Below are 17572 nucleotides of genomic sequence, written 5' to 3'. Positions count from 1 at the left end.
GTGCAGTGAGGGAAGGAGTAGTCATGAAACAAACCGTTTATACCGCCAGCCCGGAAAGCCAACAAATCCATGTCTGGAGTCTTGAAGCGGACGGCAAACTGACGCTGGTGCAGGTGGTTGATGCCCCAGGGCAGGTCCAGCCGATGGTGGTCAGCCCCAACAAGGAATTTCTGTACGTTGGCGTTCGTCCGGAGTTTCGCGTGTTGGCCTATCGCATCACGCCGGATAACGGGGCGTTAACCTTTGCGGGCGAAGCTGCGCTGCCGGGCAGCCCGACCCATATCTCTACCGATCGTCATGGCCGCTTTGTCTTCAGCGCCTCCTACAATCAGGGCTGTGTCAGCGTGACCCCGCTGCACGACGGCCTGCCGGGCGAAACCATCACCGTGGTGGAAGGGCTGGAAGGCTGCCACTCGGCCAATATCTCCCCGGATAATCGCACCCTGTGGGTGCCGGCGCTGAAGCAGGATCGCATTTGCCTGTTTACCCTCAGCGACGATGGTTTCCTCTCGGCACAGGAGCCCGCGGAAGTGACGACCGTCGAGGGCGCCGGTCCGCGTCACATGGTATTCCATCCCAACCAGCAGTATGGTTACTGCGTCAATGAGCTAAACAGCTCGATTGACGTCTGGGAGCTGAAAGATCCTAAGGGCAACATCGAATGTGTACAGACCCTGGATATGATGCCGCCTGATTTTAGCGGCGTGCGCTGGGCGGCGGATATTCATATCACCCCGGATGGCCGTCATCTTTACGCCTGCGATCGTACCGCCAGCATCATCACGGTGTTCAGCGTTTCGGAAGATGGTAGCGTGCTGGCGGTGGAAGGCTATCAGCCTACCGAGACCCAGCCGCGCGGCTTTAACCTCGATCACAGCGGTAAATATCTCATTGCCGCCGGGCAGAAGTCGCACCATATCGCGGTGTACGATATCGTCGGTGAGCAGGGACTGCTGCAGGAGAAAGGCCGCTATGCGGTTGGGCAGGGGCCGATGTGGGTGGTGGTCAACGCCCACTGAACCGCCATCAGGTAAAAGAAAAAACCTCGCCTTAGCGAGGTTTTTTTTGCTCAGAGCGGACAGGCTCTGCGGAGAAGGCGTTGTCCTGGCGGGCCAGAAGCGTGACGACGTTAGATATCGTCCATGGTGTAGCCAACGACAATCTCCAGCGTTTTTCGGATCACGTCCGCGGTCACCACGTCATCGGTGGTTTCCAGCGCCTGAATCAGCCATAAAATAATGGCCTTATTGTTCAGGTGACCCTCGGACTGGAGAATACTGTTGATGGCGAGCGACATGACGGCGGACTCATCAACCAGTTTATCACCGGCGTTACGGAAATAGTCGGAGAGCGCGGTGTCCTGCAGTCTTGCGTAAATATCTGGTTGCTGATGCATAGTCTGTCTCATCACATTCTCACTCTGTTTAATTCACCATGGTTGGGATAATCAGTGGATCTTTTTAGCTTCCGACGGCATGCTGTCTGGCGCCAGCGAACCTCTGGTTTCCCAACGGCCATTGATTTTCTTTACCTGTAAAGGCGCGTACTTCCGCTGACGGATAAGCTTCGCGCAAATTTCTTCGATCACGGCAGCGATGATCTTTCTACGCTGGCGATCTGGTTCTGTCGCCTGCATTAACCGAAGTCGAACCAGCAGGGTCGGGGTGGTAATCGGGCGATTCGTTTTCAGAAGCGCTAGAACCGCCTCGCCGATGATTTCATCGGTTATTTCCTCAGTTTCACTGTTATTCATAACCGTCTCTATGCATGCCACCCTTTTCCTGAATAGGCGAACGGCATTCAGGTCAGCAGCAGGTTTGTGGAAGCGATCGCCCCTCATCTGCTACTGCGGCGCTGCAACAGGCGACGATCGATGACGTTATTCCTGGCCAGCAAACAGCAGACCAATTAAGGTCTGATAGTGGCTCTCTTCCTCCGGCGCGCGAGCGCGGTCCAGGCGGCTCAACAGTTTGGTGCATAGCGCTTTGCGGTTGAGATGACGCCCTTCGTTAAGAATATCCATCACGATCTGACCCAGGGTTTCCTGCTGGGAAGGCAAAGATGCTTTGTTGAAATACTGGGCAATTGCGTTCGCTGTATCTGGAATGTAACCATTCTGCTGCATATGTGCTCCTTTCATTTCATTCATCTGTTAACTGCCATTAAACTTATACAATAATTATTAACCTGTACACACAAAGTTGCACAATAATGATTCATGTTAGTTTAACTATATGATTTTTAATTGTTTAATTTTTTTTTGCCTGGCGCGGTTCTGGCTTGTAAAGGTGGGGTTTAGCGTTGCATGTTGTACAAGGAAAGAAAAAAAGGGAAAACCTTGCACAAAAAAGGGATTTTTAGTGTATCTTTTTTGTTAAGACAAAACGTAGTTTTACGAGACCCTTAGCCTGATAACTGCTACTGTGAATGCTTATCCCTCCCATCTGGAATCACTATGCTAACCACCATCATTTATCGCAGCCATATCTGCGACAATGTCTCATTCAAATCGATCGAGGCCATGGTCGCCAGGGCAAACGAAAGAAATGGGCAGGCGGACGTCACCGGTATTTTACTTTTTAACGGGACGCATTTTTTTCAACTCATTGAGGGGCCTGAAGAAAAGGTTCAGGATATTTATCAGCATATCTGCCGGGATCCTCGCCACTATAATCTGGTGGAGTTGCTTTGCGATTATGCGCCGTCCCGTCGTTTTGGTAAGGTCGGGATGGAACTGTTTGATTTACGCGAACACGATCGCGAGGAAGTTCTGCAGGCGGTGATGGACCGGGGGACGTCAAAATATCAGCTCACCTATGATGACCGGGCGCTGCAATTTTTCCGTACTTTTGTCGAAGCCACAGAAAAAGCGAACTATTTTGAGATTCCTTCCGCAGATAGTTGGGTTTTTATTCCTGATAAGGAGACGTTCTATCCTGATACCCCGATTATCGATAATACGGAAGGTTGTTCCTTTGCCTTCCAGCCGATTGTCGACCCTTTCGCCTGCGAAATTATTTCGTGGGAAGCGCTGTTGCGTACACCGGACGGGCAATCCCCCGGCGCCTATTTTGCCGGGCTGACCGGGGACGATATTTATCTCGCCGACCTGCACAGTAAACGGGTGGCGTTGTCGCTGGCGGGAAAATTAGGTTTACGTAATAAGGCGTTAAGCATTAATTTACTGCCGATGACCATGGTCAAAGCGCCGAATGCGGTGGCTTTCCTGCTCGACGAAATTAGTCGCAATGACCTTATTCCGGAGCAGATTATTGTCGAGTTCACTGAGCGGGAAGTGATTTCGCGGATGGACGATTTTACCGATGCGGTGCGCAAACTGAAGGGCGCGGGAATTAATCTTGCCATCGATCACTTCGGCGCCGGGTTTGCCGGGCTATCGCTGCTGGCGCAATACCAACCCGACAGAATTAAAATCGACCATGAGCTGATCCGCAATATCCACCAGGACGGACCGCGCCAGTCGATTGTACAGGCGATTATCAAATGCTGTACTTCTCTGGAGATTGCGGTCTCAGCCGTCGGCGTTGAGCGTGCTGAAGAGTGGATGTGGCTGGAATCAGCCGGTATTTCACAGTTTCAGGGCAATTTGTTCGCCAGCGCGCGCCTGGGGGGCCTACCCGCCGTCGCATGGCCGGAGAAAAAATGAACCACCGCGAAATCAGCTAAACATTTTTTCATCTTTTTTCCCGGGCGCTGTGAGCCGCAACCTGATATCTTTATCTGTACAAGAAAATAGAGTTGTACAGGATGCCTGAATTCGTTAGTTTAGGTATTAAGGTATCAGGTTGATGTGAGGCTGCTATGGCGTTTTACAGTATCGGTGAAGTCGCCGAACGTTGCGGAATCAATCCGGTCACACTGCGCGCCTGGCAGCGTCGTTACGGTCTACTGAAACCGCAGCGTAGCGAAGGCGGGCATCGACAATTTGATGAAGAAGATATCCTGCGTATCGAAGAGATCAAGCGCTGGATAGAGCGCGGTGTATCAGTAGGGAAAGTCAAAGCGCTGCTGGAGGATAACCTGCCGGCGGCGCGCGACGAATCCGCGCATCTTCAGGAAGAGATGATGTCCTATGCAGCCCGCCAGAATCCGCGCCAAATTAATGGCGCTGAGTCATCAACACCCCATCGACACCCTCATCGATAGCCTGTTAGTGCCGGTACGACAGCGTCTCAAGCTGGATCAGAATACCTCGCTGGTGATTAGCAGCATGCTGGACGGCCTGTTAATTGACTGCGTAGCGTTGTTTCTCGCCGAAGCGCGTAAAAAAAATGGCAAAGAGACGCTGCTGGTGGGCTGGAGCAATGAGGACAGGACGCGTCTGTGGCTGGAGGCATGGCGTCTTTCCCAACGCGGCTGGCATGTCAACGTTCTCGCCGAACCGCTGGAGTCGCCGCGGCCTGAGCTATTTCCCGGGCAGCATATTTTCGTCTGGACCGGACGTGCCGCCACGCCTCTGCAGGAGGAGCTGCTCAGCCACTGGCAGGAGCAGGGCTTCAGCATCCATTTTCACGGCCAAAATTAAGCGCCCCGATCCGTGGTGCGGATCAGGGCTTGAGTGCTGGGTTACAGGTGAATCTGGCTCCAGGATTTGAACGTTTCGCTGCGGCTGATATTAAAAAAATCGGTTCTACCGCTGCAGCCGAGCTTTTTAATCAGATTCAGCCGGATTTGATAAATGGTTTTTATATGCAGGTTTAGCGACCGGCCAATGCTGGCGACCGCTTCGCCATTGCTGATAAGTTGAATAACTTTCTTTTCCCGCTCGGTAAACTGCACCGAGGCGCCTGGCGCCGGATGGGTTTTGTAATAGCGGGTGGGTTGATGCAGAAATATCTTTAACTCTTCCGGCGTCGAGTTGGCCGGTAAGCGCAGCATAGGCAGTTCACTAAGAAAATTAAGATCGTTGCCTTCGGTTAACAGAATAAATAATGTATCCCGCCGATTATAGTTGTGCTGCAGTACCGCGAAATAATTGTCGCTGGTGAAGAAAACATGTTTTTTGCGGAAGTAAGATGCCGGCAGGCTATTCAGGATCAGCGACATCCCATAGAGAAGAAAACCATTATCAAACCACAGATCGTAATGCTCAGAACGATAGCAAGTATTATGGTGTGACATTTTTTTGCCTCAGTTAGCCGATAGAGACCCAGGCGCGCCGGTACAGCAGGTCGAAGCCTGCTGCCAGCACAGTGGGTTTATTTAATGATGAGGTTTGCTGTACAGCATATCCAGCGCCTGCAGATAGAGATCGGAAAGTATTTCGTTACTTTCCGTTTGCAGACGATGCTGGATTTCCGTAATCATCCGCTCATTATTTACCGTTCTGTGCTGCTTAATGAGCGTATTCTCAATATTCTTCATCAGGGCCGAATTGAAGACAAACTCTGCTGGAATGGTATTTTTAATATGCATAGCTCGAACTCTCCCACGTATAAAGCAAACAGACAATAAAAGTCGCAGCGTACCGTTGGTACGCGCCAAGTCACGAACAGGAAATGTATAACCAGGAACCACCGTCCGACTCGCTGCGCAATCGTCAAGCTTCCCCGCTTTGTTGCGCAACAAGCAGTTAACACTCCAAAACTATAGACGCTGATTTCACTATGTACAACTTTTTTCATTACTATATGTACAACGTAACGGCTTATTTTTTGTGTGTGTTTTAATTTGTTGATTTATAATAATTTTATTAAGTGATAACTTGTACAGAAAAGTCGGGTTGTGCAGGATTTAGCTGTAAAACCAGCGGGAAGAAGCTGATGATGGTAGAAGAAAGCCAATTGTGAAAATTCTGTCATGGCTGGCGAAATGCATGAGATTGCGCCGACGCGCGAAGGGGTAAACAGCAACGCTGTCGTCGACAGGTGGCTTTCTTCCGCGTCGGACTCTGAGCATAGCGGAATCTATGGTCACTCCCGTTTTTGCAACACCGATTTTGACGACAAGTTGGCTTGCTTGAATCTATCCGGCGTCTGAATGGGATTTTATTCCCGCGCCTCGATGAGTTCCGCGCCTGATGAACCTCCAGAAAATATACGGCTTCAATGAGCCTTTCCGTTTTACAGGTTCCTCAACAGGCCGGTGGGCCGTTAGTATCATCAATATCAGTATTCGCAAAACCAGATGAATGATTGTTTAAACTGGTGTATTTCTGCCTTTATGCTTCGTAAGTTTGCTGTCGCGCCGTCAGTGCCCAGGCTATTCTGGCCAGCTTGTTTGCCAGAGCACAGGTGACGACAAAGTTGCTTTTCCGACACAACAACTCCCTGACCCAGTCGGCCAACTTGCCAGACTGGTGTTCCAGTTTTTGTATGAATACCCTGGCACACTGAACCAACAAAGTTCGGATCTTTTTGTTGCCCCGCTTGCTAATCCCTAACAATGTCGTCCGACCTCCCGTGCTGTACTGTCGGGGTACCAGCCCTGTTGCCGCCGCAAAGTCACGGCTGCTGGCGTACTGCTTCCCGTCGCCAATCTCAGTTGAAATAGTACTGGCAGTCAGCGTTCCAACGCAGGGAATACTCAGCAAGCGCTGTCCAACCTCATCTTCGTCCAACTTTCGTTTCAACTGAGATTCCAGATCTTTAATCTGCTCAACAAGATAGTGATAATGCTGTTGTAATTTCAGCAGTAACTGGCTGAGATAAAGAGGCAAACTACTGTCCTCAAGAAGGGTACTCAGTCGACTAATAACGGCAGCACCTCGCGGAACGCTGATACCAAATTCCAGCAGAAAAGCATGCATCTGATTAGTTGTTTTCACCTTATCCTGAACCAGGGATTCACGGACACGATGCAGAGCTCGCATTGCCTGCTGAGATTCGGTTCTGGGCTGCACGAAACGCATAGATGGACGTGATGCTGCTTCACAGATAGCTTCAGCATCAACGAAGTCATTTTTGTTGCTTTTAACGAATGGGCGGACAAATTGCGGTGATATCAGCTTTGGAAAATGCCCTAACTCTTCCAGCTTGCGTGCCATAAAGTGAGAACCGCCACAGGCTTCCATCGCGATGGTTGTTGCCGGGCATGTCGCCAGAAATTCGATTAGCTTTGGTCGGGTGAATTTTTTACGGTAAACGGCCTTCCCACGATGATCCTGACAATGAATATGGAAAGAGTTCTTACCCAGATCGATACCAATAAGCGCAATGTTTTCCATGATGGTTCTCCGAATGAAAGCCTGTCCTCAGCATAGTACTGGGAAGGAGGGAGTGACCATCTCATTAAATATGATGAGGCTTTGTCTGCTTTTTGCACAGTAAGGTAAAGGGGTAACGTCTGCCATGTCGTAAACGGCCCATTCGATTTGTTGGCGAATAAGGGCTGTGCTACGCTTTTTGGTAACGACGCGGTGGTTTGGCATCGTTATTTTTCCCCCATTTCCCTGTCGAGTCTTATACCCCTGTCACGACCGGTAAATACGGCAAAAGCTTTCTGTCCCTGGACAGGCCTTGAGGACTGAGGAGGGAAAATGCGCGGCAAAAGCGTGATGCTCCTGGCCGGGTTAGCCTCTCTCGCGCAGGCGAACGAACTTAACCTCTATTCTGTGAATACCGGTTCCTATGTTTACCATCTGACCAATAATCACGGACAATATACAGAGAATTTCGAAAATCATTTTTTCTCAGTGGAGCGGAAATTCTCTGCAGACTCCAAATACAGCCTTCTGCTTGGCACTATGAATAACAGCTTCAACGATCGCTGCCTGGCGCTGGGGGTGAGAAGAGACTGGTACCACAGCGGCAGCGGGTGGACCTTCAAAGGCGTTTACGGCTATACCGGCGAATTCTTCTTCGACGCCTTCGAGCATTGCGGCGATCATGGCTCCTATAAAGACTTTAAGGACGCCACGGGGATCGGCTTTTCACCCTATATCTACCACGCTATCCAGTATAACTTCACCGATTATTTCGCCGTTGAAAGCGGCATTATTATTCCCAGCGTGTTTGTGATTAGTATCCAGTGGAGCTTCCGCTAAATCGTCCCGTTGTCGGTTACAAGGTAATCACCTTCCTGAGCAGCGTACTGGAGAGCGCGGCAAGGGAAATGAGCACCGACAGGACAAAGGTCAGCGCTATTACCCCCAACTTGGTGGCTAGCGAATGCACAGGGATGAGCATCACCAGCAGGTGAAACACGGAATAGTGGAGGATATAAACTCCGGTCATCGCTTTACTGACCGTCGCCAGCACGGCCTCTTTCCACTCGCGGTTCTTTTTAAACTGCACGGCGTTAGCGGCGATCACCAGCAGGACGATCAGGATATAAATTTGCGATCCCGTGAGAATGAACGCATTACGATCTGCTTTAAACAGGGCGAAGAAGAAATGGCGTTCATAAAACCAGGTAAATAAATAGACAAAGGGCAGAGCGATAATCGACCCTTTAATCACCTGTGGGTTGCGTATCCACTCCGCGACCTTTGGATCGTTAAACAACTGCCCGGTTAAATAAAACAGTAGCCATGTCCACAGGCGATACTGCGGCGGCAAACTGAAAAGATGTCTGTCCGGGTAGATCACCGAGAGCAGGTCGTAACCGTAGGAGCAGCACAGCAGCGTCAGGAGCACGGCGAAAAAGAGCCCGCGCCGCTGGCTGAGCCAGGCGATCAAAGGATGAAAGGTATAGATGACAATCAGGGCGAAAATAAACCAGGGCTGGATCAGGTAGCCGCGCTGGTAAGGCTCCCAGACATAATAGACCGTCACCCAAAACAGAAAGACGATGACCACGCTTTTAATTTTACCAATTTGCCAGTTGGCATCGTGGCGCGTCTGCGCATCAAGATAGCCGGCCACGACAAAAAACAGCGGCGTCGCGATGGTCGAGATAAAGGTCAGCAGCCCGAGGATCCAGTGATAGTCATAATCAAAGCGATCCCAGGTGTTATAGATGGTGAAAAAGGTCACCGCTGTCATACAGCCTTCACGTGATGGACGGCTTTGCCATCTGGCGCGTAGCGTTTGTGGGGTCAATGATTGCGGTCAGCGCCTTTATTCTCGAAGCCTGGCTGCAGCCGCGCGGCTATTCGCCGGAGTTTATTCGTACCGTGCTGTTGCAGACTCTGGTCACCGCCCAGTGGTTCTATATGCTGAACTGCCGCGTATCGGATGGATTCTCGTTAACCAAAGGTCTGCTGGCCAACAAAGGGATCTGGATCGTCAGCGGCGTACTGCTGGTGCTACAGCTGCTGATTATCTACGCGCCTTTTATGCAGATGCTGTTCGGCACCACCGGGCTGCCGTTCCGCTACTGGGTGATCACCTTTATCATCGGCTTCGCCATGTTCCTGATCGTGGAACTGGAAAAACCGCTGACCCGCAAATGGCGTTCCGCCTGACGGCGTGAAGCGCTGAACGAAAAAGAAAAGAGGGGGCATCGCCCCCTCTCTGGCTGACGACAAACCTGTTTCGTCATTGTGCTCGCATTTCTGCCGGGTGGCGACTTTCGCCTTACCCGGCCTACGAAAGACTTCAATATCAAACCGTTATGCAGTTATCTGTAGGGCCGCGCAAGCGCAGCGCCGCCGGGCAATTCCTGAAGATTGCACGTTGTCAGCAGTTTGAGAGAGGGCATCGCCCTCTCTTTTATTATGGTTCACGCTTGTTGCGCTTTACTGTTTCGGCTCGGCGACCACGGTGCTTCCCACGCCGCGGTTATTGTACTCCCACATGCGGTTGAAGCCGTTGTCGTTGAGGTTGCGCTGCAGATTGCCTTTGTCATCGGCGCTGCCGGTGTTGCCGCTGAACGGGCGGCCGGAGCCTACCGCCGCCGCCCACGGCTGGGCAATATTAAAGCCTTCATTGATAGCGCTGTCGCGGATCACCACCTGGCCGTTGCTATTGCCATCGACATCCAGCGCGCGGCCGAGCTGCGCGACGTTATCCCCGGAGGCGGTGAAGCGGCTGTTGGTCGCCAGGAAGCCGTAGGTCACGCTCTTCAGAGTAGCCGGCGCGAAGACGTAGGCCTCTTTCTGGGTACGGGAATTCACCACGCGGAAATCGGTGTTATCAAACACCACCGCGCCGCGGCCGGAAACGATATCCACATCGCCTTCAATGTAGCTGTTGGTCACCAGGGTGCGGGTCTGACGGTTGTCCTGCAGACGGTTTTGCACGCCGCTGTTGGTCACGAAGAAGGTGTTCTGACGGCCAAGAATATTGACCTTATTGATCTGCACCTGGTCGCCATCGCTGCGCAATGCCACCGCCTGGTGGGTACCGGCGTCAACGCTGTCGCCGAGGTTGTTGGCGATGGTCAGGTTCTGCAGCTGCAGACCATTATTCTGTGACCAGAAGACTGCGGAACACATTACGCCGATGGTCGCCGCGGATTTGCTTTGGCAACTGTCGAACATATACCACGCCGGTTTACCCGGCATATATTTACCGCCTGGATTGACCAGACGACGCCAGGTGTTGCGATCCATCTCGGAATCAATGGCTTCGCTGATTTTCACGTCGATTGGCTTATCGCCAGTACCATACAGGGTCAGGGCGCCCGGCGCCGCCGGAACGTAGACGGTTCCAGGGTACTCGCCCGGCATAATCGCGATATACAGACGACGGTTAGAGTGACGGGCAATTGCCGCATCCACCGCCGCCTGAATGGTGGTATGGGTTACGCCCTGGGTTCCCGCAGGGCCGACGATAAAGTCAGGCTGCGCCGGCAGGCTGATGGCAGACGGCGTCCAGGCGGCGGCGTTGGGAGCCAGCGACTGGAAATAGGCCGCCGGCGTGAAGTTTTTCGCTTCTTCGGCGTTGAGTATGGGACGCGCGGTAGTGCCCGGTGCAGTCTGCGTTGAGGGCTGTTGATCGGCAGGCGTCGAGCTACAGGCGGACAGCGTCACGCCGAAGGCCAGCGCCAGCGCCAGACGGGAAACGGAATATGTGTTCATGTTGCTCCGGGCAAAATTAAGCGTAGTGAAATACCCCGGCTGAGACGCCAGGGTATAAGTCCTTTAAAACCTGCTGTTTTATACTAACTTGAACGAAACGGGAAGACGTGGACGGAAAAACTTACCGTCTTTACGCAACGCGCAGCCCTGCCGGATGGTCTTTAGTCACAAAAAAATAACATTTCCCTGCGCTATTGTTGACTTTACCGGCGTTATGAAAATAAATGTCTATACAACCCATGACAAGTTAAGCGCTATGACTGAAGCCACTTCCGAACTCGTTATCTGGCGAAACGGGCGTCTCGCCACCCTGAACCCCGATCACGCTCAACCTTACGGCCTGCTGGAGCGCCATGCGCTGCTGGTGCGCGACGGCCGCATCGCGGCGATTGTCGCCGAAGATGACGTCCCCAGCGGGCGCAGTATCGATCTTGAAGGCCGGTTGGTAACGCCGGGATTAATCGACTGCCACACCCATCTCGTCTTCGGCGGCAGCCGGGCCCAGGAGTGGGAGCAGCGGCTGAACGGCGTGTCGTATCAAACCATCAGCGCCAGCGGCGGCGGCATTAACTCCACCGTGCGCGCCACGCGCGACAGCAGCGAAGCTGAACTACTGGCGCTGGCCCAGCCGCGTCTGGAACGCCTGCTGCGTGAAGGGGTGACCACCTTGGAGATCAAATCCGGCTACGGCCTCGACCTGCCAAACGAACGCAAAATGCTGCGGGTCGCCCGACAACTGGCCGATCATAATGGCGTGGAACTGTCGGCGACGCTGCTCTCCGCCCACGCCACGCCGCCGGAATATCAAGGCGATGCTGACGGCTATATTACGCTGGTCTGCGAGACCATTTTACCGACGCTGTGGCAGGAGGGACTGTTTGAAAGCGTTGACGTCTTCTGCGAAAACGTCGGCTTCAGCCCGCAGCAAACTGAGCGCGTCTTTCAGGCGGCGCAGGCGCTGGGCATTCCGGTAAAAGGCCACGTTGAGCAGCTCTCGTCGCTGGGCGGCGCGCAGCTGGTGAGCCGCTATCATGGGCTTTCCGCCGACCATATCGAGTATCTGACGGAAGAGGGCGTGGCGGCGATGCGCGAAAGCGGCACCGTGGCAGCCCTGCTCCCCGGCGCATTCTACTTCCTTAATGAAACCCGTAAACCGCCGGTCGAGCTGCTGCGCAAGTACCAGGTGCCGATGGCGGTGGCGACCGATTTCAACCCCGGCACCAGCCCCTTCGCCAGCCTGCATCTGGCGATGAACATGGCCTGCGTTAAGTTTGGCCTGACGCCGGAGGAGGCGTGGGCCGGGGTGACGCGCCATGCCGCGCGGGCGCTGGGGCGCCAGGCCAGCCACGGCCAGCTGGCGCCGGGCTTTGTCGCTAACTTCGCCATCTGGGATGCTGAGCATCCCGTCGAGATGGTGTATGAGCCGGGGCGCAGTCCGCTCTGGCATCGCGTTGTTCAAGGAGAGTTGCAATGATGCTGTGGCAAGCTACGCCAGCCAGTCTCTGGCAGGGACGCGACGACAGCGCGGAAGCGCCCAATGCGCTGCGCCTGTTCCAGACCATCGTCCGCGCGGAACGCTTCGCGCCGCAGGAGATGCCCGGCGATATCGCGCTGCTCGGCTTCGCCTGTGACGAAGGGGTTCGGCGTAACAAGGGGCGTACCGGGGCAGCGGACGGCCCGGCGACCCTGCGCCGGGCGTTGGCCAATATGGCCAGCCATCAGGGTCATGACCGCTGCGTGGATATGGGCACCATCAGCGTCGACGGCGAGCAGTTAGAAGCCGCGCATCAGGCGCTGCGCGAGGCGGTGGCCGACTGTCAGCGGGTGGGTAAACGCACGCTGGTCCTGGGCGGCGGCCACGAGACGGCCTTCGGCCACGGCGCTGGGGTACTGGATGCCTTCCCGGGCGAAAAAGTGGGCATTATTAATCTCGATGCGCATCTGGATCTGCGCTTTGCCGACTGCGCCAGCTCCGGGACGCCGTTCCGCCAGTTGGCGCTGGAGTGTGACGCGCAGCAGCGCGGTTTTCACTATACCTGCATCGGGGTTAGCCGGGCGGCGAACACCCAGGCGCTATGGGATGAAGCGGCGCGCCGCCAGGTGGCTATCGTTGAAGATCTGGAGGTGCTGACAGCCTTCGAAACTCGCGTGTTGCCGGAGCTTGAGCGCAATATCGCGCAATTCGACCGTCTGTATCTGACTATCGATCTCGACGTACTGCCGGCGCGAGAAATGCCGGCGGTGTCGGCCCCGGCGGCGCTGGGCGTGCCGCTGGCCACGCTGCTGCGCATCGTTGAGCCGCTGTGCCGCAACGGTAAGCTGCAGGCGGTGGATCTGGTGGAGTTTAACCCGCTGTTTGACATTGACGGTCAGGGCGCTCGCGCGGCGGCCCGTCTGGCATGGCAAATCGCCCATTGGTGGCGCTAGCGATCCGCGCTATTATTTTCGTTTCGCCGCTCCGCTTATTACGCATAAGGAAAGCCAGGCCATGTTTGCACAACAACCTCGTTCCGCGCCCGCGCCTTTCTATGAAAAGGTGAAGCAGGCGATCAGCGAAAAGATCCACAGCGGCGTCTGGCGACCGCATGACCGTATCCCGTCGGAAGCTGAGCTGGTGGCCCAGTTCGGCTTCAGCCGAATGACCATCAATCGCGCGCTGCGTGAGCTGACGGACGAAGGCCTGCTGGTCAGGTTGCAAGGGGTGGGAACCTTTGTCGCCGAGCCGAAAGGGCAGTCGGCGCTGTTCGAGGTGCGCAGTATTGCCGCAGAAATTGTCGCCCGTCACCATCAGCACCGCTGTGAGGTACTCCTGCTTGAGGAGACCCGGGCGGATCATATTCAGGCGACGGCGCTCAGCGTCCCGGAAGGCACCCGCATCTTTCACTCGCTGATGGTGCATTACGAAAACGAGGTGCCGGTGCAAATCGAAGATCGCTGCGTCAATGCCGCAGTGGTCCCGGACTATCTGCATCAGGACTACACCGCCACCACGCCCCATGATTACCTGTCGCTGATCGCGCCGTTAACTGAAGGTGAACATATTGTTGAAGCGGTGCAGGCCACGGCGGAAGAGTGCGCGCTGCTGCATATTCACGCCCACGATCCGTGCCTGCTGATCCGTCGCCGCACCTGGTCGACAACCCACATCGTCTCCCACGCGCGCCTGCTGTTCCCCGGTAGCCGATATCGTCTGCAGGGGCGCTTTGGCTCCTGATCCACGCTGGCGTCAGCAAAACGTGATTGCTGACGCAATATAACAAAATTGTATCATTTCTGTTAAATCCTGGCTTGCGCATGCTTGTATAGACAAGTATATGTATCTACGTAAACAACGTTCATTGTCAGGAGAAACCCCGATGTCGCAAAGCAAATATCGCCAGCTGGACGTCCGTGCGCCAAGAGGCACGACGCTGACCGCGAAGAGCTGGCTGACCGAAGCCCCGCTGCGTATGTTAATGAATAACCTTGATCCCGATGTCGCCGAAAACCCGCACGAGCTGGTGGTCTATGGCGGTATTGGTCGCGCAGCGCGCAACTGGGAATGCTATGACGCTATCGTGAAGGCGCTGAAGAACCTGGAAAGCGATGAAACCCTGCTGGTGCAGTCCGGGAAGCCGGTGGGCGTATTCAAAACCCATGAAAACTCACCGCGTGTGCTGATCGCCAACTCCAACCTGGTCCCGCACTGGGCCACCTGGGAACACTTTAACGAGCTGGATGCCAAAGGGCTGGCGATGTACGGCCAGATGACCGCCGGCAGCTGGATCTACATCGGCAGCCAGGGCATCGTGCAGGGTACCTACGAAACCTTCGTCGAAGCCGGTCGCCAGCACTACCAGGGCAGCCTGAAAGGCCGCTGGGTATTAACCGCCGGTCTGGGCGGCATGGGCGGCGCGCAGCCGCTGGCCGCGACGCTGGCCGGCGCCTGCTCGCTGAACATCGAATGTCAGCAGAGCCGCATCGATTTCCGTCTGCGTACCCGCTACGTGGATGAGCAAGCCACCTCGCTGGATGACGCCCTGGCGCGCATCAAAAAATACACCGCCGAAGGGCGGGCCATCTCTATCGCGCTGTGCGGCAACGCCGCGGAGATCGTACCGGAGCTGGTGAAGCGCGGCGTGCGCCCGGATATGGTCACCGACCAGACCAGCGCCCACGACCCGCTGCATGGCTATCTGCCGAAAGGCTGGAGCTGGGAAGAGTATCAGCAGAAAGCCGAATCCGACCCGCAGGGCACTATTCTGGCGGCGAAACGCTCGATGGCCGATCACGTGCAGGCGATGCTGGCCTTCCATGAGATGGGGGTCCCAACCTTCGACTACGGCAACAACATCCGCCAGATGGCGCAGGAAGTGGGCGTCAGCAACGCCTTCGATTTCCCGGGCTTCGTGCCGGCCTATATCCGCCCGCTGTTCTGCCGCGGTATCGGCCCGTTCCGCTGGGTAGCGCTGTCCGGCGATCCGCAGGATATCTACAAAACCGACGCGAAAGTGAAAGAGATCATCAAAGATGATCAGCATCTGCACCACTGGCTGGATATGGCGCGCGAGCGCATCAGCTTCCAGGGACTGCCGGCGCGTATCTGCTGGGTCGGTCTGGAGTGGCGGCAAAAACTCGGTCTGGCGTTTAACGAAATGGTGCGCAGCGGCGAAGTCTCCGCGCCGATCGTCATTGGCCGGGATCACCTTGACTCCGGCTCCGTCGCCAGCCCGAACCGCGAAACCGAAGCGATGCGCGATGGTTCTGATGCGGTCTCCGACTGGCCGCTGCTCAACGCCCTGCTCAATACCGCCAGCGGCGCGACCTGGGTGTCGCTGCACCACGGCGGCGGGGTAGGCATGGGCTTCTCGCAACACTCCGGGATGGTTATCGTCTGCGATGGTACCGATGAAGCGGCGGCGCGTATCGCCCGCGTCCTGCACAACGACCCGGCGACCGGCGTAATGCGTCATGCCGACGCGGGGTATGAGATTGCCATTGAATGCGCAGCAGAACAGGGTCTGAATCTTCCGATGGTGGCGGCAACGCAGGGGAACGCTAAATGAAATCTTTAACTTTGATCCCGGGTCAACTCAGCCTGTCGCAGCTCCGCGACGTTTACAGCCACCCGGTAAATATTACCCTCGACAGCGGCGCGTTTGCCGCCATTGACGAGAGCGTGGCCTGCGTCAACGCCATCCTTGCCGAAGGGCGTACCGCCTACGGCATCAACACCGGTTTTGGCCTGCTGGCGCAAACCCGTATCTCGACGGAAGATCTGGAGAACCTGCAGCGTTCGCTGGTGCTGTCCCATGCGGCGGGCGTTGGCGAGCCGCTGGACGATGATCTGACGCGGCTGATTATGGTGCTGAAGATTAACAGCCTGTCCCGCGGTTTCTCCGGGATCCGCCTGAGCGTGATCCAGGCGCTGATTGGCCTGGTGAATGCCGGCGTGACGCCGTGGATCCCGGCCAAAGGCTCCGTCGGCGCTTCCGGCGACCTCGCGCCACTGGCGCATATGTCGTTAACCCTGCTCGGAGAAGGTAAAGCGCGGGTACGCGGCGGCGAATGGCTGCCGGCCACCGAAGCGCTGCGTCAGGTGGGGCTGGAGCCGATTACCCTGGCGGCGAAAGAGGGGCTGGCGCTACTCAACGGCACCCAGGCCTCGACCGCTTTTGCCCTGCGCGGTCTGTTCGAAGCCGAGGATCTGTTCGCCTCCGCGGTCGTCTGCGGGGCGTTAACCACCGAAGCGGCGCTGGGCTCACGTCGTCCGTTTGATGCGCGCATCCATGAAGTGCGCGGCCAGCGCGGGCAGATTGATGCGGCGGCGCTGTATCGCCACCTGCTGACCGACGATAGCGCGATCTCGCAGTCGCACCATAACTGCAGCAAGGTGCAGGACCCGTACTCCCTGCGCTGCCAGCCGCAGGTGATGGGCGCCTGCCTGACGCAGATCCGCCAGGCGGCTGAGGTGCTGCTGGCTGAAGCCAACGCGGTCTCCGATAACCCGCTGGTCTTTGCCGCCGAAAATGACGTCATCTCCGGCGGTAACTTCCATGCCGAACCGGTGGCGATGGCCGCGGATAATATCGCGCTGGCGATCGCCGAAATCGGCTCGCTCTCCGAGCGCCGCATCGCGCTGATGATGGACAGCCATATGTCGCAGCTGCCGCCGTTCCTCGTCAAAAATGGCGGCGTCAACTCCGGGTTTATGATTGCCCAGGTCACGGCGGCGGCCTTAGCCAGTGAAAACAAAGCGCTGTCGCACCCGCATAGCGTTGACAGCCTGCCCACCTCCGCGAACCAGGAAGACCATGTTTCCATGGCGCCGGCTGCCGGTCGCCGCCTGTGGGCGATGGCCGAGAACACCCGCGGGGTGCTGGCCGTTGAGTGGCTGGCGGCGGCGCAGGGGCTGGATATGCGCGAAGGACTGACCACCAGTCCGCTGCTGGAAGAGGCGCGTCACTTGCTGCGCGAACGCGTGCCGCACTATACGCAGGATCGCTACTTCGCCCCGGATATCGATAACGCCATTGCGCTTCTGGCGGCCCGTCACCTGACGCGTCTGCTGCCTGCCGTACTGCATTAATCACCGTTGTTCTCTGTACCCGCGTCGGGGGAAGTCATTCCCCCGACCGCCCTACACCGCATATTTGTCGTCATATAAAA

Annotated in this window: 17 protein-coding genes and 2 pseudogenes; 11 read left to right on the top strand and 8 right to left on the bottom strand. The window is 55.8% G+C overall.

Features of this window, described 5'->3' with window-relative positions; genetic code table 11:
- Positions 1-23 precede the first annotated feature (23 nt).
- Positions 24-1019, top strand: coding sequence for a 6-phosphogluconolactonase (pgl, locus tag KB892_RS17780; protein WP_002895166.1), 996 nt, complete (start codon positions 24-26; stop codon positions 1017-1019).
- A gap of 110 nt (positions 1020-1129) precedes the next feature.
- Here the strand turns inward: pgl and KB892_RS17775 are convergent, their stop codons facing one another.
- The 3 genes from KB892_RS17775 to ycgZ form a co-directional block, all read right to left on the bottom strand.
- Positions 1130-1396: a biofilm development regulator YmgB/AriR family protein gene (locus KB892_RS17775; RefSeq protein ID WP_002895168.1), complete on the bottom strand. Its 267-nt coding sequence runs from the start codon at positions 1394-1396 to the stop codon at positions 1130-1132.
- A 51-nt stretch (positions 1397-1447) separates the two neighbouring features.
- Positions 1448-1753, bottom strand: coding sequence for a hypothetical protein (locus KB892_RS17770; protein ID WP_004147654.1), 306 nt, complete (start codon positions 1751-1753; stop codon positions 1448-1450).
- A gap of 126 nt (positions 1754-1879) precedes the next feature.
- A complete protein-coding gene (gene ycgZ, locus KB892_RS17765) occupies positions 1880-2125 on the bottom strand; it encodes a regulatory protein YcgZ (protein ID WP_004151693.1) in 246 nt (81 codons plus the stop codon).
- A 330-nt stretch (positions 2126-2455) separates the two neighbouring features.
- Between ycgZ and KB892_RS17760 the strand changes: the two genes are divergently transcribed.
- Both KB892_RS17760 and KB892_RS17755 read left to right on the top strand, forming a co-directional pair.
- The gene (locus KB892_RS17760) at positions 2456-3667 is read left to right on the top strand and encodes a diguanylate phosphodiesterase (RefSeq protein WP_004147656.1); all 1212 of its coding nucleotides are present in this window, start codon (positions 2456-2458) and stop codon (positions 3665-3667) included.
- Between the two features lie 155 nt (positions 3668-3822).
- Positions 3823-4546 (top strand): annotated as a pseudogene (locus tag KB892_RS17755) (MerR family transcriptional regulator).
- A 41-nt stretch (positions 4547-4587) separates the two neighbouring features.
- Here the strand turns inward: KB892_RS17755 and KB892_RS17750 are convergent.
- Positions 4588-5142: a helix-turn-helix transcriptional regulator gene (locus tag KB892_RS17750; protein ID WP_004151695.1), complete on the bottom strand. Its 555-nt coding sequence runs from the start codon at positions 5140-5142 to the stop codon at positions 4588-4590.
- A gap of 81 nt (positions 5143-5223) precedes the next feature.
- On the bottom strand, positions 5224-5436 hold the full coding sequence (locus KB892_RS17745; RefSeq protein ID WP_002895280.1) for a biofilm development regulator YmgB/AriR family protein: 213 nt from the start codon (positions 5434-5436) through the stop codon (positions 5224-5226).
- A gap of 384 nt (positions 5437-5820) precedes the next feature.
- Here KB892_RS17745 and KB892_RS31215 point away from each other — a divergent pair, with 384 nt between their 5' ends.
- Positions 5821-6000 carry a hypothetical protein gene (locus KB892_RS31215; RefSeq protein WP_048256250.1) on the top strand — a complete coding sequence of 60 codons (180 nt, stop codon included), beginning with the start codon at positions 5821-5823 and terminating at the stop codon, positions 5998-6000.
- Between the two features lie 181 nt (positions 6001-6181).
- Here the strand turns inward: KB892_RS31215 and KB892_RS17735 are convergent, their stop codons facing one another.
- Positions 6182-7186, bottom strand: coding sequence for an IS110-like element IS5075 family transposase (locus KB892_RS17735; protein WP_000427619.1), 1005 nt, complete (start codon positions 7184-7186; stop codon positions 6182-6184).
- Between the two features lie 312 nt (positions 7187-7498).
- Here KB892_RS17735 and KB892_RS17730 point away from each other — a divergent pair, with 312 nt between their 5' ends.
- Positions 7499-8005 (top strand): hypothetical protein, encoded by a 507-nt coding sequence (locus tag KB892_RS17730; protein WP_002895283.1) that lies wholly within the window; start codon positions 7499-7501, stop codon positions 8003-8005.
- Positions 8006-8021: 16 nt separating this feature from the next.
- Here KB892_RS17730 and KB892_RS17725 read toward each other — a convergent pair whose 3' ends face one another.
- Positions 8022-8945, bottom strand: coding sequence for an acyltransferase (locus KB892_RS17725; RefSeq protein ID WP_002895284.1), 924 nt, complete (start codon positions 8943-8945; stop codon positions 8022-8024).
- Between KB892_RS17725 and KB892_RS17720 the strand changes: the two are divergent.
- Positions 8945-9367: pseudogene (locus KB892_RS17720) on the top strand (cation transporting ATPase C-terminal domain-containing protein); the annotation flags it as partial. The gene KB892_RS17725 and the pseudogene KB892_RS17720 overlap by 1 nt on opposite strands.
- A gap of 273 nt (positions 9368-9640) precedes the next feature.
- Here the strand turns inward: KB892_RS17720 and KB892_RS17715 are convergent.
- Positions 9641-10924: a putative acyl-CoA thioester hydrolase gene (locus KB892_RS17715; protein WP_004151696.1), complete on the bottom strand. Its 1284-nt coding sequence runs from the start codon at positions 10922-10924 to the stop codon at positions 9641-9643.
- 154 nt (positions 10925-11078) lie between these two features.
- On the opposite strand from KB892_RS17715, the gene hutI reads away from it, so the two are divergent.
- The 5 genes from hutI to hutH all read left to right on the top strand — a co-directional run bounded on the left by hutI (position 11079) and on the right by hutH (position 17492).
- On the top strand, positions 11079-12398 hold the full coding sequence (hutI, locus tag KB892_RS17710) for an imidazolonepropionase (protein ID WP_004153329.1): 1320 nt from the start codon (positions 11079-11081) through the stop codon (positions 12396-12398).
- Positions 12395-13351 (top strand): formimidoylglutamase, encoded by a 957-nt coding sequence (gene hutG / locus KB892_RS17705; RefSeq protein ID WP_004151698.1) that lies wholly within the window; start codon positions 12395-12397, stop codon positions 13349-13351. Before hutI ends, hutG begins: the two co-directional genes overlap by 4 nt.
- Before the next feature lie 61 nt (positions 13352-13412).
- A complete protein-coding gene (locus KB892_RS17700; protein ID WP_002895358.1) occupies positions 13413-14138 on the top strand; it encodes a histidine utilization repressor in 726 nt (241 codons plus the stop codon).
- 142 nt (positions 14139-14280) lie between these two features.
- Positions 14281-15969 carry a urocanate hydratase gene (hutU, locus tag KB892_RS31210; protein WP_004151699.1) on the top strand — a complete coding sequence of 563 codons (1689 nt, stop codon included), beginning with the start codon at positions 14281-14283 and terminating at the stop codon, positions 15967-15969.
- Entirely contained in the window at positions 15966-17492 is a 1527-nt protein-coding gene (gene hutH / locus KB892_RS17685) for a histidine ammonia-lyase (RefSeq protein ID WP_002895420.1), read from the top strand. Before hutU ends, hutH begins: the two co-directional genes overlap by 4 nt.
- The last annotated feature ends 80 nt before the right edge of the window (positions 17493-17572 follow it).

Source organism: Klebsiella sp. P1927 (assembly GCF_018204675.1).
Lineage (GTDB): Bacteria > Pseudomonadota > Gammaproteobacteria > Enterobacterales > Enterobacteriaceae > Klebsiella > Klebsiella pneumoniae.
Note: the sequence above shows the minus strand (reverse complement) of the source record. Positions and strands in the feature narration are given on the sequence as shown.